This is a genomic window from Enterobacter cloacae complex sp. P29RS (assembly GCF_014893445.1).
Taxonomy (GTDB): Bacteria; Pseudomonadota; Gammaproteobacteria; order Enterobacterales; family Enterobacteriaceae; genus Enterobacter; species Enterobacter intestinihominis.
The window spans coordinates 58,861-79,028 of sequence record NZ_JADBPZ010000005.1 but is presented as its reverse complement, the minus strand read 5'-3'; the positions used below and the strand labels follow the sequence as shown (position 1 = coordinate 79,028).

Below are 20,168 nucleotides of genomic sequence, written 5' to 3'. Positions count from 1 at the left end.
GCTTCGCCTTACCCGGCCTACTTTCTGAAATGTTCCAGGCCCGGTAAGGCGTAGCCGCCACCGGGCAATAAACTCACGCTCGGGTCATCATCAGCTTACGCAGTGCGGCAAAGTCTGCGGGCAGCTCATGGGACAGCAACGGCAGGTCGGCGCGCTCGGCCAGCTCTTTTGGCAGCGGCAGCGTTTCACCCAGGATCGCTTCCACGCTCTCTTTGAACTTGGCCGGATGGGCGGTACCGAGGAACAGGCCATACTCACCCGGTTGAAGCTGATCGCGCAAGGCACGATAGGCAATCGCCGCGTGCGGCTCAGAGGTATAGCCCACCGCTTTCAGCTCGCGCATGGTGGCTTTCGTGGTTTCGTCCGTCACCGCTGCGTAGCCCAGGTCGCCCAGACGCCAGACCTTACGGCGGAACAGCTCTTCCACACGCGGCCAGTTGTTAGGCTGTGACACATCCATCGCATTGGAGAGCGTGGCCTGCGTCGCGTTCGGCGCCCATTTTCCGTCCTTCAGGAAACGCGGCACGGTGTCGTTGGCGTTGGTAGCGGCGATAAAGCGCTTCACCGGCAGGCCGAGTGATTTCGCCAGCAGGCCCGCCGTCAGATCGCCGAAGTTCCCGCTTGGCACAGAAACTACCAGCTGATTGCGCGCGTCCTGCGGCAGCTGGGCCACCGCTTCGAAGTAGTAGCAGATCTGCGCCAGCAGACGGCTGATGTTGATGGAGTTGGCAGAGTTCAGCCCCAGCGCCGCCTTCAGCTCTTCGTCATCAAAGGCCTGCTTCACCAGCGCCTGGCAGGCATCGAAATCGCCGTCGATCGCCACGGTTTCAATGTTGCCCCCAAGAGTGCAGAACAGTTTTTCCTGAAGCGGGCTGATTTTGCCTTTCGGATAGAGGATCACCACGCGGACGTTTTTCAGGCCGTAGAACGCATGAGCCACCGCCGCACCGGTATCACCTGAGGTCGCGGTCAGGATGGTCACCGGTTTGTCGCCGCTGATGTGGGTCAGCATCTGCGCCATGAAGCGACCGCCGAAATCTTTGAACGCCAGCGTCGGGCCGTGGAACAGCTCCAGACAGCCAACGTCAGGCTCCACCTGCTTCACCGGGGCCGGGAAAGCAAACGCCGCGCGCACGCGCTCTTCGAGCAGCTCCTGCGGGATTTCGTCACCAATAAACGCAGACAGAATTTTGGTGCTGCGGGTGACAAAGTCCTGCTTAAGCAGTTCATCGATTTCAGTCAGTTGAAATTCCGGCAGGTCGTGGGGGAAGAACAGCCCCTGATTTTTGCCCAAACCCTGCGTTACCGCCTGCGCAAAGCTGACCTGCTCGTTATGATCTTTAAGGTTGTAGAGTTTCATTCGTTATCCCAGTACTCGTGCGCCAGCCGTGTCCAGACGGCAAATATGAACAAAGCCTTCCTGATTTTGCAGGTAGTGTTTAGAGAGCCAGTCCGCCACGCGCTGCGCGGTGTCTGGCTTGTCGCATAAGGCGAACAGCGTTGGGCCGGAGCCGGAGATGCCGCACGCCTGTGCGCCGATATCCATGGATGCCTGTCGCGCTTCGTTAAAGCCCGGCAGCAGCTTCGTGCGATACGGCTCGGCAATAACGTCTTTCATCAGTTTCGCCGCCAGCTGCGGCTGTCGGGTATAGCAGGCATGAATAAAGCCCGCCAGATGACGCCCGTGGGCGATACAGTCCTGACGACGATACTGCGCCGGCAGGATCGCACGCGCTTCGGCGGTAGAAACCTTAATGCCCGGATAGGCAAGCACCCACAGCCACTCATCAAACCCTGGCACCTGCTGGCTGATGATGCCATTTTCTTCAATCATCAGCTGCATGCCGCCAAGGAAGCACGGCGCCACGTTATCATAATGAATGCTGCCGGAGATGCGCCCTTCCAGCTCGCCCATCAGCGCCAGCAAGCGGCTGTTGTTCAGCGGCTTGCCGCAGTGCTCATTCATCGCCACCAGCGCGGCGACCACCGAGCAGGCGCTGGAGCCGAGTCCCGAACCAATCGGCATGCTCTTTTCCAGCGTCATGGCGACCGGCACGTTTTTACCAATCTCCTGACAGAAGCGTTCCCAGCACTGATAAACGATATTCTCACGCGGTTCAGGCGGCAGCTTGCTGGCAAAACGGCCGACGTTATTCAGGCTGAAGCGCTCTGCCGCCTCAACCGTTACCGTATCGCCCAGCAGCGAACCATCCACCGGCGTAACCGCCGCGCCCAGCACGTCAAATCCGACGCTCATATTGGCGCTGGAAGCCGGGGCATATACTTTAACCATCTTAAACTCCTAACTTCCATGACAGGGTACGCAGCAGATCGGCAAACACGCCCGCCGCCGTCACATCATTCCCTGCGCCATAGCCGCGAAGTACCAGCGGCAGTGGCTGATAATAATGGCTGTAGAACGCCAGGGCGTTCTCGCCGTTTTTCACCTTGTACAGCGGATCGTTGCCATCCACTTCGGCAATCTTCACGCGGCAGACGCCGTCTTCTTCAATATTGCCAACATAGCGCAATACCTTACCTTCATCACGGGCTTTCGCAACGCGGGCGGCAAAGGCGTCGTCAAGCTGCGGCAACCTGGCCATAAAAGCGCTGACGTCGCCGCTGTCATCAAATTCTGCTGGCAGCACCGGCTCAATCACGATATCCGAAAGCTCCAGCTCGCGGCCGGTTTCGCGCACCAGGATCAGCAGCTTACGCGCCACATCCATACCGGAGAGGTCGTCGCGCGGATCCGGCTCGGTGTAGCCCAGCTCGCGCGCGGCGCGGGTGGCTTCCGACAGGCTCATCCCTTCGTCCAGCTTGCCGAAGATAAACGACAGGGAGCCGGAGAGGATGCCGGAGAAACGCTGTAGTTCGTCGCCCGCGTTCAGCAGGTTTTGCAGGTTCTCGATGACCGGCAGGCCTGCGCCCACGTTGGTGTCATACAGAAACTTGCGGCGCGACTTGCTCGCCGCCAGACGCAGCTGGTGATAGTAATCCATCGACGAGGTGTTGGCCTTTTTGTTCGGCGTCACCACATGGAAACCTTCGCGCAGGAAATCCGCGTACTGATCGGCCACAGCCTGGCTGGAGGTACAGTCGACGATCACCGGGTTAAGCAGGTGATACTCTTTCACCAGACGGATCAGACGACCCAGGTTGAACGGCTCTTTCGCCTCTTCCAGTTCCGCCTGCCAGTTTTCCAGGTTCAGACCGTGGACGTTAGTCAGCAACGCTTTCGAGTTCGCAATTCCGCAGACGCGCAAATCGATATGTTTCTTCTTAAGCCACTCCTGCTGGCGCTTTACCTGCTCTAGCAGCGCGCCGCCGACGCCGCCGACGCCCACCAGGAACAGCTCAATCACCTGGTCGGTGTTGAACAGCATCTGATGCACCACGCGCACGCCGGTAGTGGCGTCATCGTTATCCACGACAACGGAAATTGAACGCTCTGATGAGCCCTGGGCAATCGCCACGATATTGATATTGGCCCGCGCCAGGGCGGCAAAGAATTTGGCGGAGATTCCGCGCAGGGTGCGCATGCCGTCGCCTACCACGGAGATCACGGCCAGACGCTCCTGAATAGAGAGCGGCTCCAGCAGCTCTTCTTTCAGCTCCAGGTAGAACTCTTCTTCCAGCGCGCGACGGGCGCGCAGGCAATCGCCCTGCGGGACACAGAAGCTGATGCTGTATTCGGAAGAAGACTGCGTGATCAGCACCACGGAGATCCCGTTACGGGACATGGCCGCAAATACGCGTGCCGCCATGCCAACCATACCTTTCATACCCGGGCCAGAGACGCTGAACATCGCCATGTTATTAAGGTTCGAAATGCCTTTTACCGGCAGGTCATCTTCATCAGCGCTGGCGCCAATCAGCGTACCCGGCGCCTGCGGATTACCGGTGTTTTTAATCAGGCAAGGGATCTGGAACTGGGCAATCGGGGAGATGGTACGTGGGTGAAGCACTTTGGCGCCGAAGTAGGAAAGCTCCATCGCTTCCTGGTACGACATCGACTTCAACAGCCTGGCGTCCGGCACCTGGCGCGGGTCACAGGTATATACACCATCAACGTCAGTCCAGATCTCACAACAGTCTGCACGTAAACAGGCCGCCAGCACGGCAGCGGAGTAGTCAGAGCCGTTACGCCCCAGCACCACCAGTTCGCCCTTCTCGTTACCGGCGGTGAAGCCTGCCATCAGGATCATGTGGTCAGACGAGATTTTGCTCGCCGCAATGCGGCGTGTCGACTCGGCAATGTCGACGGTGGATTCAAGGTAGTGTCCCACAGCCAGCAGTTTTTCAACCGGATCGATGACCGTCACGTGATGACCGCGCGCTTCCAGCACGCCTGCCATGATGGCGATAGAGAGTTTTTCACCCCGGCAAATTAGCGCCGCGTTGATGCTGTCCGGGCATTGACCCAGCAGGCTGATACCGTGAAGAACGTGTTTAATCTGGGCAAATTCGAGTTCAACGGTGGTTTTCAGCTGCGCCAGCGGGAAGCCAGGCTGGGCGTCTGCCAGCCCCTGAAGCAGTTCAGCGAAGATACGTTCGGCGTCGCTGATGTTCGGAAGTGCATCCTGGCCACCGATGGTTTTTTCAATCATCGCCACCAGGTGGTTCGTGATTTTTGCCGGGGCAGAGAGCACGGTAGCAACCTGCCCCTGCCTGGCGTTACTTTCCAGGATATCGGCAACACGCAGAAAACGCTCTGCATTTGCCACTGATGTACCGCCGAACTTCAACACTCGCATGGTTCTACCTCATTTCCTTTAGCCGAAAAAAAAGCCCGCACTGTTCAGGTGCGGGCTTTTTTCTGTTTTTCCTGTACGCGTCAGCCCGCATCGTTACCTGTGGTAATGATGATGGTTGTAGTAATGGTGGTGATGCTGATGCGTTTCATGGATGTTGTGTACTCTGTCATTATTATCTGTCTGTGCTCTATTCTTTTAGGGTTAAAGGATCGGACACCTTAAGTCAATGAATTTTTAATTTGATCACAACTCGGGACATTCTCACGTCCCGCTGCGTGCAGATTTATTTTCATCGGAATACCCCAGATGCAACCCCAGACATCAGCAGGATCGGCCATAATAAAAACCTATGACACTATTTTACTCGGCTAATTTTTTTTCAATATCATGAAGCAACCGGTGCAGCATTGCCGTGTCGCGCTGTTCAAGACGCCCCAGGCGCTGCTGTAACCAGTCCACCATTTTTTGATCGTCAGCGACGCCCAGTTGCTCGAGAAGCTTATCTGCACGAATACGCAGCGCCGCCAGCTGGTTTTCATCCGTTACTGACGCTGGCGGCTGAGGAATTTGTATTAAGTATGCTAATTGATAGCAGTACACCATCACCGCCTGCCCCAGATTGAGTGACGGATAATCCGCCACCATCGGCGCGCCCGTCAGCACGTCAGCCAGTTCCAGTTCTTCGTTAGTCAGCCCGGAATCTTCTCGCCCAAACACCAGCGCGGCTTTCTCCAGCCACTGGCTTTTTTCTTCCAGCATTGGCACCAGTTCAGCAGGCGTGGCGTAATAATGAAACTTCGCCCGGCTGCGCGCGGTCGTCGCGACGGTAAACGAAATATCGTGCAGCGCCTCAGCGAGCGTAGCGTAAGTGGTTATATTATCGAGAATATCACCCGAACCGTGCGCCACCCATCGCGCAGCAGGCTCCAGATGCGCCGTGCTGTCTACGATACGCAAATCGGTAAAACCCATGGTCTTCATGGCACGCGCCGCAGCGCCAATATTTTCAGCTCTTGCTGGTGCCACCAGCACAATCGACAGATGCATTTATGCTCTCTTTTTAATCAGTTAGCAGGTAAAAATGTGATTCACTTCAACATATTACGCAGCACGAATTTACAATTTTGCAACACAAATCACCGAAATAGCGTTTCATAACAATTAAAAAAAGCTAAACTATTTTGTGGCTGAACAATCAGTTAGAATGTTAACAGAAGTCCATTATCCTTATGTTTTGTAATGATAATGACCTTATGAATACTCTTTTCCGATTGGATTCGTACCGTTTATCAATCAATGTCCGCAACTAGTTGGTTTATTGAAAAATTGTGACAAAGGCTAGCATTCAGCTACGATGATTTCATCAAACTGTTAACGTGCTACAATTGAACTTGATATATGTCAACGAAGCGTAGTTTTATTGGGTGTCCGGTGTCACTTAGCCTGTTATGTTGCTGTTAAAATGGTTAGGATGACAGCCGTTTTTGACACTGTCGGGTCCAAAGGGAAAGTACCCACGACCAAGCTAATGATGTTGTTGACGTTGATGGAAAGTGCATCAAGAACGCAATTACGTACTTTAGTCACGTTAAGCCGATCATGTTAATTTGCGACATGCATCAGGCAGGTCAGGGACTTTTGTACTTCCTGTTTCGATTTAGTTGGCAATTTAGGTAGCAAACATGCAGACCCCGCACATTCTTATCGTTGAAGACGAGTTGGTAACACGCAACACGTTAAAGAGCATTTTCGAAGCAGAAGGCTACGATGTCTTTGAAGCGACCGATGGCGCAGAGATGCATCAGATCCTTTCTGAAAATGATATCAACCTGGTGATTATGGATATCAATCTGCCGGGCAAAAACGGGCTTCTTCTGGCGCGCGAACTGCGTGAACAGGCGAACGTCGCGTTGATGTTCCTGACAGGCCGTGACAACGAGGTTGATAAAATTCTTGGTCTGGAAATCGGCGCGGATGACTACATCACCAAGCCGTTCAACCCTCGCGAGTTAACCATTCGTGCACGCAACCTGCTGTCCCGCACCATGAATCTGGGTACGGTCAGTGAAGAGCGTCGTAGCGTCGACAGCTACAAATTCAACGGCTGGGAACTTGATATCAATAGCCGTTCGCTGATTAGCCCGAACGGTGAGCAGTACAAACTGCCGCGCAGTGAATTCCGCGCGATGCTGCACTTCTGCGAAAACCCGGGCAAGATCCAGTCCCGTGCAGAACTGCTGAAGAAAATGACCGGTCGTGAGTTGAAGCCACACGATCGTACCGTTGACGTAACCATCCGTCGTATTCGTAAACATTTCGAATCTACGCCTGATACGCCGGAAATCATCGCCACGATCCATGGTGAAGGCTATCGTTTCTGCGGTGACCTCCAGGAGTAATCCTCCCGTCACGCAGTAAAAAACGGCGCTTTTGCGCCGTTTTTTTTATCAATGCCACGGCATAATCGGCACCGCGCTAATCGCGTTTTTCGGTGAGCCTTCCACGACTTTGTCGGAATAAGCCAGATAAGCCAGTGTGTTGCGCTTCGCGTCATAAAAACGGACCACCTGTAGCTTTTTGAACACCAGCGAGGTCCGTTTCTGGAATACAACGTCGCCCTGCGCTTTGCCGTTTTTAATTTTGTCACTCAATTCCACCGGACCAACCTGCTGGCAGGAGATGGCCGCGTCAGACGTGTCTTCAGCCAGCCCCAGGCCGCCTTTAATCCCGCCGGTCTTCGCCCGGCTGACATAGCAGGTGACGTTTTTAACGTCCGGATCGTCAAAGGCCTCCACCACAATTTTGTGGTCCGGCCCAAACATTTTAAACACGGTGTCCACGGAGCCAATTTGCTCCGCCTGTGCCACGCGCCCTGCCATCAGCGCCAGTGCTGCAAAGACTAAAACCTTGTATTTCATATTGTTACCATTCATAAAAATTACGCTGAGCGATTATTCAACAGGTTTGATAAAAATGTAGCAAGATCACAGGATTAGAATATATCCGCACTTAAATCACCACAAAAAGCATTTATGCGCAAAAAAAACACTGAATGCTAAAACGTCAAAAAATGCTATTATCCGCTAACCTGTAAACAGGCACCTGCGGCAGTTTTAAGGATGAGGATAGTATATGGATCAGGCTGGAATTATTCGCGACCTGCTCACCTGGCTGGAAGGTCATCTCGACCAGCCTTTGTCACTGGATAATGTGGCGGCAAAAGCAGGCTATTCCAAGTGGCATCTGCAAAGGATGTTCAAGGATGTCACCGGTCATGCTATCGGTGCCTATATTCGCGCACGTCGTTTATCAAAGTCTGCTGTCGCGTTGCGCCTGACCGCGCGACCAATCCTGGATATTGCCCTGCAATATCGCTTCGATTCACAGCAAACCTTCACTCGCGCCTTTAAAAAACAGTTCTCGTTAACGCCAGCGCTTTATCGCCGCTCGCCGGACTGGAGCTCCTTTGGTATGCGTCCGCCGCTGCGTCTGGGCGAGTTTGCGATGCCAAAATATGAAATCATCACCCTGCCGGAAACGCACCTGGTCGGCACCACGCAGAGCTACTCCTGTTCCCTGGAGCAGATCTCCGAGTTCCGCCATCAGATGCGCGTTCAGTTCTGGCGCGAATTTTTAAGTCACGCTCCGGCGATCCCGCCGATTCTGTATGGCCTGAACGAAACGTATCCAAGCCAGGAAAAAGACGACGAGCAGGAAGTGTTCTATACCACGGCGCTGACGCCTGACATGGCGAACGGTTACATTCATGGCTCGAAGCCTGTCGTGCTGGAAGGCGGCGAGTATGTGATGTTCTCATACGAAGGGTTAGGAACGGGCGTTCAGGAGTTCATCCTGACCGTTTACGGGACCTGCATGCCAATGCTGAATCTGAATCGCCGTAAAGGTCAGGACATTGAGCGCTACTATCCGGCGCAAGATGCAAAACCGGAAGAAGGCCCTATCAATCTGCGGATGGAATTCCTGATTCCGGTACGTCGTTAACGCTGCAACTCATCCAGTGCAGGGGCATCAAGATGCGAAATGTCCCCTGCCATCTCAACCACCCACCCCGATGCCAGCCAGGCACTTTCCTGATAGTCGATACGGGAAATGGAACAGTTGCGCAGACGCAAACGGCGCTCGGCGTAAGCTGGCAGCCCCAGAATGGTACTCACCAGGCAACCCAGCGCGATACCGTGGCTCACCAGCAGCGGTCGGCTACCTGCCGGGAGTTTCAGGCACTCGGCCAGCGCGGCATGCATGCGCACGCTCAGCTCCTGCATGGATTCCCCCTCAGGGATGCGACCATCTTCAGTGCCGTTCACCAGCGTGCGACGCCAGCCTTCTTCGGTTTCCGTCAGCGTATCGATAGGGCGTTTTTCCAGCACGCCCATATCCAGCTCGCGCAGGCGCGGTTCAAGGGTCACGTCGCAGCCACAGGCATCGGCGATGATGCGTGCCGTCTGCTGCGTGCGGCCTAAATCACTGGAGATGACGTGAGTGATACCCAGCGTTCTGGCGCGCTCCGCCACCTGCCACGCTTGCTGCACACCTTTGTCGGTGAGAGGACTGTCTGACTGGCCTTGAATACGTCGCTCGGCGTTCCACTGCGTTTCACCGTGGCGAACAAGGTATACCTGTAACATGCTTTTTTTCCGTTATACTGCGATGAATTTTTTAAATCGAGCTTAATTATGCACCATGTTGTCTCTGCTACCACCAATCCTGCCAAAATTCAGGCAATTCTAAGGGCATTTGAAGAGATCTTCGGCGAAGGATCCTGCCATATTGACGCCGTCGGCGTCGAGAGCGGTGTGCCGGAACAGCCGTTTGGCAGCGAGGAAACACGCGCTGGCGCACGAAATCGCGTGGCGAATGCAAAAGCCGCCGCGCCAGATGCTGACTTCTGGGTCGCGATTGAAGCAGGTATCGACGAAGGGGCGACCTTCAGCTGGGTTGTCATCGAAAGCCGCGAGCAGCGCGGCGAAGCGCGTTCAGCCACGCTGCCGCTGCCGGAGGTCATACTGGAGAAAGTCCGCGCGGGTGAGGCGCTGGGGCCGGTAATGTCGCACTACACCGGCATTGATGAGATTGGTCGTAAAGAGGGGGCGATTGGCGTCTTTACCGCGGGCAAGCTCACCCGTTCGAGCGTTTACCACCAGGCCGTTATTCTGGCGTTAAGTCCGTTCCATAACGCGATTTATCGTTAAGTTTGTAGGCCGGATAAGGCGAAGCCGTCATCCGGCGTTTTTCAGCAATACCGCTTCAAGCCACTGACGCAGTTCAACCGGCGCCGACTTCAGGCTATTTGAACCCCGGGTAATCGTCGCGATGCCCGCGCCCAGCTCGTTTTTCAGCTCGCGCTGGCTCATCTCGCCACGCAGCAGTTCCTCAATAATGCGTACCCGTGTACCCAGCGCTTCACGCTCGTCTGGCGTCAGCATCAGCTGTAGCAAGGGTAAATGCAGATCTTTGTCGTAAGACTGGCGGAGCAACTCCACAAAACGAAGCCACTCCTGATGACGCTGTTCGGCCATGGCCGAGGAATACGGGGAATGCTGGGTCATGTTATGCTGCCTCTTGTACTCATTAACGAGTACAGCATAACACAACCCGCGCCGATCAGTAACGTCTCTGCCACTCGGCATCGCTCATCAGGGCATCTTTCTCCCCCATGAAGTGCCGATAGTAGGCGTCATACGCCAGCACGTTCTTCACATATCCGCGCGTTTCCGAGAACGGAATGCTCTCGACGAACGCCACGGCGTCGAGTCGCCCTGCGCTGTTGCCAAGCCATGTCCGCACGCGGCCTGGCCCGGCGTTGTACGCGGCTGACGCGAAGATGCGGTTATTACCGAACTGCTGATAGACGTACTGCAAGTAGCTGGTACCGATGTTGATGTTGGTCTCCGGATCCAGCAGCTGGGACGGGCTGCTGTAGCCTGGGATATTAAACATCTTCACCGTGTGCGTCGCGGTGCCCGGCATAATTTGCATCAGGCCGCTGGCCCCCACCGGCGAACGCACTTTCGGGTTCCAGGCGCTTTCCTGACGGGCAATGGCCATCGCGTAGCTTTGCGGAATATCTTTGCCGCTGGTGTAGCGATCGAACAGATCCTTATAAGCCAGCGGGAAACGCTCTTCGAGATGATCCCACAGCTTGCCGGCGATCGTCGCCTGCACGCTCAGATCCCACCAGCGATTATCAAACGCATAGCGGGCGAGCTGCGCCTTCTCGTCGGTGGTACGGCTGGTGACCAGGTTGGCCCATTCGCTGCGCGCGGTATTATCCAGATTCCAGTACATCAGCTCGCGCACGCGCGCCATTTCCGGACCCTGCGTCAGCGCCGGGTTCGCGTTGGCTGGCGCTTTGTCGATCTTCAGGGTGTACTCCTCACCCAGACGTTGCGCCGCCGCCATCGGGTAGAAGCCGCGCTGCTGCATCAGGGAGTGGAGGATCGCTTTGGCTTCGTCTTCACGACCACGCTCCAGCAGCAGGTCCGCCTGCCAGTAACGCCATTCATCTTTCTCTTTAGCATCCATCGGCAGGCGCGCCAGCCAGGTATTGAGGCCACGACGATCGCCCGTTCCCAGCGCCATGCGCACGCGACGCTCCACCAGCGAGACAGAGTTTGAACGCATTACCGCGTCGTCACGCCAGCGCGCCTGTTCGTCGGTGACATCTGTTCCCATCAGTCGCCATGCCACAATATCGCGCAGTTCCTGGGTTTGATCGTCATTAAGCTGCTGGGCCTGCACCAGCTGCGGGATCATCAGCCGGGCGTTTTCCACATCCTCACGCGCCACGCTGGCAAAGGCCACCGCCGCCATCTGGCGGGTAAAATCGGTCGCGCCGGTGGTACGCGCAAACGTCAGCACGGTATTGGGATCGTTTGCCAGACTGATAACGGCAGAGGCAATGGTCTGATAATCCGCGGGCATCTGGCCCGCCAGCACGGTGACCAGCCGGGTGTTACCGGCCTTCATCGCCAGGCGAATACGTTCCAGGTAAGAGAGCGGATCCTGCTTGCCCGAGGCGCGCCAGGCGCTGAACAGCGGGTCACAGGCGTTTGGCTGGCTTTTGCCCGTCAACCACAGCTCTTTCGCGCCGGTCCAGGCTTCCTCCTGCTGACCGGTCGCCCATTTCGCATAATAGTAATTACACTGCGCTTCCGTCGCGCCCGGTTTATCCGGGCTGAAAGCCAGCAGGCCGCGCCAGTCTTCGCGACGGGCCAGCTCGTTCACAAACCGTGACTTCAGGGTGCGCGCAGGCGGCAGTGTCGGGTTCGCCTGAATGAAGTTATTTACGGTGACGGTCGGTTGATTCATGAGATCATCAGTGATCTGACGATACTCCAGATACGGATACAGCGGATAATCCTTCAGCGTCGGCATCAGCGCCTGCACGGTATCCATCTGCTTGTTGTCCCATGCCTGCTTAATCTGGGCATAGCGGTTACGTTGTTCATCCAGTGAATCGGCATGCACCGCCTGGCTTACCGCCATTACGCATACGCTGGCAGCCAGCAGACGCCAGACCACCCGTTTGGCTTTTTCCACAAGCTCTTCCTCATTGTTTTTCGTCAGTTGCAGCGTCTTGCCACGTTAAAGTTACCTCAACTTATGCTAACCAGGCATCCCACAACGCGCCACGTCATGGACACTTTTTTACCTTTCTTGCGCGTTTTAACACTCCCGACGTTCCTGGCTGGGATTAGGGCGTGAAAAAGGCTACACTTCGAGGCTGAAATTCATTCTCATCACGATAAAAGAGGCGAAGTCCAACGTGGCTCAATTCGTTTATACCATGCATCGTGTCGGCAAAGTTGTCCCGCCGAAACGTCATATTCTTAAAAATATCTCGCTGAGCTTTTTCCCGGGCGCAAAAATCGGTGTTCTGGGTCTCAACGGTGCCGGTAAGTCCACCCTGCTGCGCATCATGGCCGGCATCGATACAGACATCGAAGGTGAAGCCCGTCCGCAGCCTGGCATCAAGATCGGCTACCTGCCGCAGGAACCTCAGCTGAACCCGGAACACACCGTGCGTGAATCCGTTGAAGAAGCGGTATCCGAAGTGGTTAACGCCCTGAAAGGTCTGGATGAAGTGTATGCCAAATACGCCGAGCCGGATGCGGACTTCGACAAACTGGCCGCTCAGCAAGGCAAATTTGAAGAGATTATCCAGGCGCACGACGGTCACAACCTGAACGTGCAGCTGGAGCGCGCGGCAGATGCCCTGCGTCTGCCGGACTGGGATGCGAAAATCGCGAATCTCTCCGGTGGTGAACGCCGCCGCGTGGCGCTGTGCCGCCTGCTGCTGGAAAAACCAGACATGCTGCTGCTCGACGAACCGACCAACCACCTGGATGCGGAATCCGTGGCGTGGCTGGAACGCTTCCTGCACGACTTCGAAGGCACCGTGGTGGCAATTACCCACGACCGCTACTTCCTCGACAACGTGGCGGGCTGGATCCTGGAGCTGGACCGCGGCGAAGGTATTCCGTGGGAAGGTAACTACTCCTCCTGGCTGGAACAGAAAGATCAGCGTCTGGCGCAGGAAGCGTCTCAGGAAGCGGCGCGTCGTAAGTCTATCGAGAAAGAGCTGGAGTGGGTTCGTCAGGGCGCGAAAGGCCGTCAGTCCAAGGGCAAAGCCCGTCTGGCACGCTTCGAAGAGCTGAACAACACCGAATACCAGAAGCGTAACGAAACCAACGAACTGTTTATCCCGCCTGGAGCACGTCTGGGGGATAAAGTGGTTGAAGTGACCAACCTGCGTAAGTCATACGGCGACCGCCTGCTGATCGACGATCTGACCTTCTCCGTACCGAAAGGCGCTATCGTCGGCATCATCGGTCCGAACGGCGCGGGTAAATCCACCCTGTTCCGCATGATGTCCGGTCAGGAACAGCCTGACAGCGGCTCTATCACCCTGGGTGAGACCGTGAAGCTGGCCTCCGTTGACCAGTTCCGTGACGCGATGGACAACAGCAAAACCGTGTGGGAAGAAGTCTCCGGCGGTCTGGATATCATGCGTATCGGCAACACCGAGATGCCAAGCCGCGCCTATGTTGGCCGCTTTAACTTCAAGGGCACCGACCAGGGCAAACGCGTGGGCGAGCTGTCTGGCGGTGAGCGTGGTCGTCTGCACCTGGCGAAGCTGCTTCAGGTTGGCGGCAACGTTCTGCTGCTCGATGAACCTACCAACGACCTGGACATCGAAACCCTGCGCGCGCTGGAAAACGCCCTGCTGGAATTCCCGGGCTGCGCCATGGTTATCTCGCACGACCGCTGGTTCCTTGACCGTATCGCAACCCACATTCTGGACTACCAGGACGAAGGTAAAGTGGAGTTCTTCGAAGGTAACTTCACCGAATACGAAGAGTACAAGAAACGCACGCTGGGCGCAGACGCGCTGGAGCCGAAGCGTATTAAGTACAAGCGTATTGCGAAATAAAAGCAAAACGGCAACTTCGGTTGCCGTTTTTTATGTTTGTTCCCTCTCCCCGTGAGGGGGCCAGAGTGAGGGCATCAGGCCGCACAGTGTGTAGGCCGGGTAAGGCGAAGCCGCCACCCGGCTTTTTTATTTGCCCACGTAATACCGCTTCACCTCATCAAACTGCATCGCAAAGTCGATATAGCTCATCAGCGCAGGCGAATTGAGCTTACGGCTCGGATAGGCCAGCCAGAGATCGTTCCCCTCAACGCGCCACTCCGGTAGCACCTTTACCAGCGCGCCCTTTTCGATTTTATCTTCCAGCAGGAATGCGGGTAACAGCGTGATCCCCGCCCCGGCAATGGCGCATTCTCGGGCGTACACCAGGTTATCCGTCATGTGGGCGTTATCCGGCAGGTAGCGGTAATCCTCACTCTCGCTTCGCAGAAGCCACTCCGACCATGCCCGGTGCGTAATGCAGCGGTGATCCACCAGCTGTCGGGGATGGATTAACGGCGCCCGACGTGCCAGATAGTCAGGCGAGGCCAGCATGTAGCGCGGACAGTGCCCAATCATGCGACCAATCAGGGAAGAATCCTGCGGTTTGCCGGTGCGCAGCGCCACGTCAAAACCCGACTCGACCAGATCTACCACATCGTCTGAAATTGATACATCCAGCGACACGTCAGGGTAGCGAAGCTGGAACTCGGCATTCATATGCGCCAGCAGCGTCGCGCCAATCCCTGCCGGACAGGTGATCCTCAGCCGTCCGCTGGGGTTTTCTCGCAGCCGCTGAATGGCATACTCCGCGCGCTCGCTGGCCGCCAGCATCTCGCGGCAGTGCACCAGATAGTGCTCGCCCGCAAACGTCAGGCTTATTCTGCGCGTCGTGCGGTTAAGCAGGCGGATCCCCACCTGCTGCTCCAGCTGGCTAATGCGCTGGCTGACGCTGGATTTCGGCAGTTCAGCCTTCTGCGCCGCCGCAGTAAAGCTGCCCATCTCAGCCACCAGCGCAAACAGCGCCATATCCTGTAGCTGTTTAAACATGATTGTTCACCCTGTACGAACGCTGAGTTCTTGATTGTCCATCTTATCATGCAACTGACCACTTAATAGACTAGCCTCAACACAACGCATTCATTGAGGAGAACATCATGTCTGTTAAAGCCATTGCCGTTAACCCAGAAAATCCCTCCACCTTCGTTGAAATTACCCCGCCGATGCCGCAGCCCGGCGAGTACGATCTGCTGGTGGAGGTGAAAGCCGTCTCCGTAAACCCGGTGGATACCAAAGTACATGCAGGCATTGCCAAAAGCGGACTGAAGGAGCCGCGCATTCTCGGGTGGGATGCCAGCGGGATCGTCAAAGCCGTCGGGGCTGGCGTCACCGGATTTAAACCGGGTGACGAAGTATGGTACGCGGGGGATATCACCCGACCGGGCAGCAATACCACGCACCAGCTTATCGATGCGCGCATTGTCGGGCACAAGCCTGCAAACCTTGGCTGGGCCTCTGCGGCAGCACTGCCGCTGACGGCGCTCACCGCGTGGGAAGGCCTGTTTGAACGGCTGAAGATTCAGGATGCCGACGCAGATAAAACGCTGCTGATAATTGGCGGCGCGGGTGGAGTCGGATCGCTGGCGATCCCGTTTGCGAAGCACAACAGCAAGGTGAAGATCGTCGCAACCGCCTCACGAGAAGATTCCGCCCGATGGTGTCGCGATCGCGGGGCTGACGTTGTCGTAGATTACCGCGACCTGAAGGGTGAACTGGCGAAACAGGGGCTCACCTTTGTGGATTACATTTTTATCCTCAACGACACCGACGGGCACTGGGATGCGGTCAGCGATCTGATTGCCCCTCAGGGACACATTTGTTCCATCGTTGAAAATGCGCATCCGCTAAACCAGGACAAGCTGAAGTCCAAATCTGCCGCCCTGCACTGGGAATTTATGTACACCCGCAGCATGTACCAGACCGCGGATATGGCGCGCCAGGGCGAGATTTTAAATGAGGTGGCGAAGCTGGTGGATAACGGCGTGGTGGAAAGCTCGCTCAGCGAAACGCTGCACGGGCTGAGCGTGGAAAGCATTACCGAAGCGCACCGCATGGTGCTGGAGGGGCATATGCGTGGGAAAGTGGTGGTTGAGTATTGAGTGGTTTGTTCCCCCTCACCCTGCCCTCTCCCCACGGGGGAGAGGGTAAAGACAGCTCCGTGCGATCCCCTCTCCCCTTTGGGGAGAGGGCAGGGTGAGGGGTAAATCTTTTACCCCTGCTCACCCATCATCTCTTTCACCAGCTCGACGCAGCGCAGGAAACGGGTGTCGTAATCCGACTCTTCCACATGCACAAACTCAACGTTGTTCTCGTTAAGCATCTCCACCAGCATGGTCTGGAACTCCCGCCTGTCCACCGAGCTGCCCAGGCTGCGCATGCCGTCGGCAACCCATGGGGTGTTGTTTTCCAGCAGGATCACCAGATCAAAGCGGTATTCATCAATCAGCGCCTGCACAAACGGGTGCTCGCGCCCCTCGTACTTTTTGCAGAACGCCTGCGTGGTGACGAAATCGGTATCAATAAAGGCAACTTTATTGGCGTATTTCACTGCGAAATCAATGTACTGGGCATGACCGAGCGCGATTTTATCGTAGTCGGAATACTGTAATGCCATCTCGTCACCACCGAGGTGTGAGAAGACGTAATCGCGGCCATACTCCCACGCACTGGTGGTATTGAAGATATTCGCCAGCTTATTCACCAGCGTCGATTTCCCGCTCGACTCGCCGCCGAGGATCGCCACCGTACGCACGAAGAATGGCTTCACCTCGGTCGGAATGTAGTCCCAGTAGCGGAACGGGTTCTCGCGGATCTGCGCCCCGCTGATGTTCATAAAGGTGCGTTTAGGATCGATCAGCACGGTTTCGATGCCCAGATGCTCGCGGAACTGCGGCGCGTCGGACTCTTCAGAGGTGTAGATCCAGTTAGGCGCAATGCCCTTCTCTTCCATAAACGCTTTGATGCCGTTGCTCCACACGTCCCAGCCGTGCGGGTACGGCTCCATGCCCTCTTCGTTAAAGGCATGAATACGAATATTTTTCTGATACTTAAATGTCTGAAGTAGCCAGCGCAGGCGGTCCGGCACGGTGGGCTGCTGCGACATGGCGCTGTCTTCAAACAGCTGGCGATCGCGGGTTTCATCATAACCCATGATGATATGCAGCTCGTCGACCTGACTACAGGCGCGCTGGATCAGATAGATGTGGCCGGTATGCAGCGGGTAGAACTTACCGAACACCACGCCAATGTTCTTTTGCATCCGCGGAAATTCAAGCCCCAGAAAACGGTGCAGTGCTTCCAGCTTCTGCGCGCTAGGGCTTTTGATTTTGGCGTTCAGCAGTTGGCTCAGGTAGCCCTTGGTCATGCCGCTGGCGTCCGCTACCTGCTGTAACGTGCAACCCTTCTGGCGGATAGCGGTCTTGATGTAGTCAAATGATGACATAAATTACGGTGCCTCCTGCAAAATCGAATACGTAATTATAAGTCGTCAAAGACATTTAACGCATCTGCGAGTTTTTTAACGCCAAAAACCTGCATCCCTTCCGGAATTTTTTTCGGCACGTTGGCGGCCGGAACAATTGCGCGGCGGAAGCCATGTTTTGCCGCTTCGGAGATACGCTCCTGACCGCTCGGCACCGGGCGAATTTCGCCCGCCAGCCCTACTTCGCCAAATACCACCAGATCCTGCGGCAACGGTCTGTCACGCAGGCTGGAGACCATCGCCAGCAACAGCGCCAGATCCGCGCTGGTTTCCGTAACCTTCACCCCACCAACCACGTTGACGAACACGTCCTGATCCGCCATTTGCAGGCCGCCGTGACGGTGCAACACCGCCAGCAGGATCGCCAGGCGGTTCTGTTCCAGACCGACCGCCACGCGCCGCGGATTACCCATCATCGAGTGATCCACCAGCGCCTGAATTTCAACCAGCAGCGGACGCGTCCCCTCCCACAGCACCATCACCGAACTACCGGACGTAATTTCGTCGCCACGGCTCAGGAAGATGGCCGACGGGTTGCTGACTTCGCGCAGCCCCTGCTCGGTCATGGCAAACACGCCCAGTTCATTCACCGCGCCGAAGCGGTTTTTATGGCTGCGCAGGGTACGAAAACGGGAATCCGCATCGCCGTCGAGCATCACCGAGCAGTCGATACAGTGCTCAAGCACTTTCGGGCCGGCCAGCGAGCCGTCTTTGGTGACGTGGCCCACCATCACTATCGCTACGCCGCGCGTTTTGGCAAAGCGCGTTAAGTACGCAGCCGTTTCACGCACCTGCGCCACGCTCCCCGGTGACGACTGAATGTCCGCCATGTGCATCACCTGGATGGAGTCGATCACCATGAGCTTCGGCTGCTCTTCTTCGGCGATCATGCAGATCTGCTCGATGCTGGTTTCCGAGAGCATATTCAGATTGCCGGTCGGCAGACCGAGGCGGTGCGCGCGCATCGCCACCTGCTGGAGTGACTCTTCGCCCGTAACGTACAGGGTTTTCATCTGTTCGGCGAGCTTGCAGAGCGTTTGCAGCAGCAGGGTCGATTTACCCGCGCCCGGGTTACCGCCGATCAGAATAGCGCTGCCCGGCACTACGCCACCGCCGAGCACGCGGTCAAATTCTTTGAATCCGGTTGAGAAGCGCGGCAGCGCCTCAAGGCTGATATCCGAAAGTTTTTGTACCTTCGACACGCCTGCATTGCCCGCATAGCCGCTCAGGCGTTCATTGCGGGCCACGCTCGGCGAAGCCGCCACACCACGCACTTCGGTGATGGTGTTCCAGGCATGACAGGCGCTGCATTGCCCCTGCCAGCGCGGATAATCCGCACCACATTCATTACAGACAAATGCGCGTTTTGGAGCTTTCGCCACGGTTTACCTCGTTATTTCTGTGCGGTCTGCGCGCCGGATAGCGCTGACGCTTACCCGGCCTACAAAAGCAGGCCGCTATTTTTGATTAATGCTGCCGGAGAGAATGCAGAACACGCCCATCAGGTCAGCATGACGGATAGTGACTTCCGTCTTTTCATTCACTTTCGGCTTGGCGTGGTAGGCAATACCCAGTCCGGCAACTTTGATCATCGGCAGATCGTTCGCGCCATCGCCGATGGCGACGGTCTGTTCGACCGGAATGGCGTATTTCTCCGCCAGACGCGTCAGCGTATTGGCTTTGTACTGCGCATCCACGATGTCGCCAATCACTTGTCCGGTGAGTTTGCCGTCCATGATCTCCAGCTCGTTTGCCACCACGGTGGTCAGACGCAGCTTGTCACGCAGGTAATCGGCAAAGAAGGTGAACCCACCGGAGGCAATCGCCACTTTCCAGCCGAGCGTCTCCAGCTTGAGCACCAGCTGCGTCAGCCCTGGCATCAGGGGCAGTTCATCGCGCACCTGACGCAAAATGTTAGCATCGGCCCCCTTCAGGGTCGCCACGCGCTGTCTCAGGCTGGCGGTGAAATCCAGCTCGCCGCGCATCGCGCGCTCGGTGACTTCCGCCACCAGCTCGCCGCTGCCCGCCAGTTTAGCAATCTCGTCAATACACTCGATCTGAATGGCGGTGGAGTCCATGTCCATCACCAGCAGGCCCGGCGTTTTCAGATGCGGGATCTTGCCGAGCGGGGCTACGTCCAGCCCGGCGTCGTGCGCCAGACGCGTGGCGCGCTGCGTCAGGGAACCCGCCAGGCGAATAACCTGATAATCTTCCACGCACCAGGCCGCAACGATGACCATCGCTGCGCCCAGTTTAGTTTGATACTGGGTGAGGCGTTGCTTATCCAGGCCGCGTCCGTACAGCAGCCAGCCGCTACGGCCAGCGTGGTAATCGAGAGGCATCACCTCATCGCCACTTAAAGAGAGCGGCAATCCTGGCCATAAAGAGACATCCGTTGGCAGGTCGCACCAGGTAATGTTCGGCATTGAAGCTCCTGTAA

Annotated in this window: 19 protein-coding genes and 1 other annotated feature; of the genes, 5 read left to right on the top strand and 14 right to left on the bottom strand. The window is 56.4% G+C overall.

The annotated features are described in order from the left end of the window. Positions 1–73: 73 nt before the first annotated feature. From thrC to yjjY, 6 genes are all read right to left on the bottom strand, one after another. Complete coding sequence (gene thrC, locus IM282_RS05415) at positions 74–1,360, bottom strand: threonine synthase (protein WP_003856490.1); 1,287 nt, start codon at positions 1,358–1,360, stop codon at positions 74–76. 3 nt (positions 1,361–1,363) lie between these two features. Next, on the bottom strand, positions 1,364–2,293 hold the full coding sequence (gene thrB / locus IM282_RS05410; RefSeq protein ID WP_023299286.1) for a homoserine kinase: 930 nt from the start codon (positions 2,291–2,293) through the stop codon (positions 1,364–1,366). A gap of 1 nt (position 2,294) precedes the next feature. Then, positions 2,295–4,757, bottom strand: coding sequence for a bifunctional aspartate kinase/homoserine dehydrogenase I (gene thrA, locus IM282_RS05405; RefSeq protein ID WP_192970213.1), 2,463 nt, complete (start codon positions 4,755–4,757; stop codon positions 2,295–2,297). A 24-nt stretch (positions 4,758–4,781) separates the two neighbouring features. Beyond that, positions 4,782–4,899 (bottom strand) — a sequence feature (Thr leader region). Next, positions 4,838–4,906, bottom strand: coding sequence for a thr operon leader peptide (gene thrL / locus IM282_RS05400; RefSeq protein ID WP_015572623.1), 69 nt, complete (start codon positions 4,904–4,906; stop codon positions 4,838–4,840). It overlaps the preceding feature by 62 nt. A 211-nt stretch (positions 4,907–5,117) precedes the next feature. Then, positions 5,118–5,804 (bottom strand): tRNA/rRNA methyltransferase, encoded by a 687-nt coding sequence (locus tag IM282_RS05395; RefSeq protein WP_192970212.1) that lies wholly within the window; start codon positions 5,802–5,804, stop codon positions 5,118–5,120. A 399-nt stretch (positions 5,805–6,203) separates the two neighbouring features. Further along, a complete protein-coding gene (gene yjjY / locus IM282_RS05390) occupies positions 6,204–6,344 on the bottom strand; it encodes a protein YjjY (protein ID WP_001541509.1) in 141 nt (46 codons plus the stop codon). A 95-nt stretch (positions 6,345–6,439) separates the two neighbouring features. Between yjjY and arcA the strand changes: the two genes are divergently transcribed. Next, positions 6,440–7,156, top strand: a complete 717-nt coding sequence (gene arcA / locus IM282_RS05385) for a two-component system response regulator ArcA (protein ID WP_003856501.1) — start codon at positions 6,440–6,442, stop codon at positions 7,154–7,156. A 48-nt stretch (positions 7,157–7,204) separates the two neighbouring features. Here arcA and creA read toward each other — a convergent pair whose 3' ends face one another. Beyond that, entirely contained in the window at positions 7,205–7,675 is a 471-nt protein-coding gene (gene creA, locus IM282_RS05380) for a protein CreA (RefSeq protein WP_003856503.1), read from the bottom strand. Positions 7,676–7,889: 214 nt separating this feature from the next. Here creA and robA point away from each other — a divergent pair, with 214 nt between their 5' ends. Then, a complete protein-coding gene (gene robA, locus IM282_RS05375; protein WP_022646995.1) occupies positions 7,890–8,759 on the top strand; it encodes an MDR efflux pump AcrAB transcriptional activator RobA in 870 nt (289 codons plus the stop codon). Here the strand turns inward: robA and gpmB are convergent. After that, a complete protein-coding gene (gene gpmB, locus IM282_RS05370) occupies positions 8,756–9,403 on the bottom strand; it encodes a 2,3-diphosphoglycerate-dependent phosphoglycerate mutase GpmB (protein ID WP_006810187.1) in 648 nt (215 codons plus the stop codon). The genes robA and gpmB overlap by 4 nt on opposite strands. A gap of 48 nt (positions 9,404–9,451) precedes the next feature. Between gpmB and yjjX the strand changes: the two genes are divergently transcribed. After that, positions 9,452–9,967 (top strand): inosine/xanthosine triphosphatase, encoded by a 516-nt coding sequence (gene yjjX, locus IM282_RS05365; RefSeq protein WP_022646994.1) that lies wholly within the window; start codon positions 9,452–9,454, stop codon positions 9,965–9,967. A 27-nt stretch (positions 9,968–9,994) separates the two neighbouring features. Here yjjX and trpR read toward each other — a convergent pair whose 3' ends face one another. Both trpR and sltY read right to left on the bottom strand, forming a co-directional pair. Next, positions 9,995–10,324, bottom strand: coding sequence for a trp operon repressor (trpR, locus tag IM282_RS05360; RefSeq protein ID WP_003856511.1), 330 nt, complete (start codon positions 10,322–10,324; stop codon positions 9,995–9,997). A gap of 55 nt (positions 10,325–10,379) precedes the next feature. Next, entirely contained in the window at positions 10,380–12,317 is a 1,938-nt protein-coding gene (gene sltY, locus IM282_RS05355) for a murein transglycosylase (protein ID WP_022646993.1), read from the bottom strand. Positions 12,318–12,543: 226 nt separating this feature from the next. Between sltY and ettA the strand changes: the two genes are divergently transcribed. Next, positions 12,544–14,211 carry an energy-dependent translational throttle protein EttA gene (gene ettA / locus IM282_RS05350; RefSeq protein WP_014882470.1) on the top strand — a complete coding sequence of 556 codons (1,668 nt, stop codon included), beginning with the start codon at positions 12,544–12,546 and terminating at the stop codon, positions 14,209–14,211. 126 nt (positions 14,212–14,337) lie between these two features. Here the strand turns inward: ettA and IM282_RS05345 are convergent, their stop codons facing one another. Continuing rightward, positions 14,338–15,237 carry a LysR family transcriptional regulator gene (locus IM282_RS05345; protein WP_022646992.1) on the bottom strand — a complete coding sequence of 300 codons (900 nt, stop codon included), beginning with the start codon at positions 15,235–15,237 and terminating at the stop codon, positions 14,338–14,340. A gap of 107 nt (positions 15,238–15,344) precedes the next feature. Between IM282_RS05345 and IM282_RS05340 the strand changes: the two genes are divergently transcribed. Then, positions 15,345–16,346: a zinc-binding alcohol dehydrogenase family protein gene (locus tag IM282_RS05340; RefSeq protein ID WP_045308048.1), complete on the top strand. Its 1,002-nt coding sequence runs from the start codon at positions 15,345–15,347 to the stop codon at positions 16,344–16,346. Between the two features lie 110 nt (positions 16,347–16,456). On the opposite strand, the gene nadR is transcribed toward IM282_RS05340, so the two are convergent. From nadR to serB, 3 genes are all read right to left on the bottom strand, one after another. Next, positions 16,457–17,689 (bottom strand): multifunctional transcriptional regulator/nicotinamide-nucleotide adenylyltransferase/ribosylnicotinamide kinase NadR, encoded by a 1,233-nt coding sequence (gene nadR / locus IM282_RS05335; RefSeq protein ID WP_003856522.1) that lies wholly within the window; start codon positions 17,687–17,689, stop codon positions 16,457–16,459. Positions 17,690–17,724: 35 nt separating this feature from the next. Further along, complete coding sequence (gene radA / locus IM282_RS05330; RefSeq protein WP_003856523.1) at positions 17,725–19,110, bottom strand: DNA repair protein RadA; 1,386 nt, start codon at positions 19,108–19,110, stop codon at positions 17,725–17,727. Positions 19,111–19,185: 75 nt separating this feature from the next. Beyond that, entirely contained in the window at positions 19,186–20,154 is a 969-nt protein-coding gene (serB, locus tag IM282_RS05325) for a phosphoserine phosphatase (protein WP_003856524.1), read from the bottom strand. Positions 20,155–20,168: the final 14 nt, after the last annotated feature.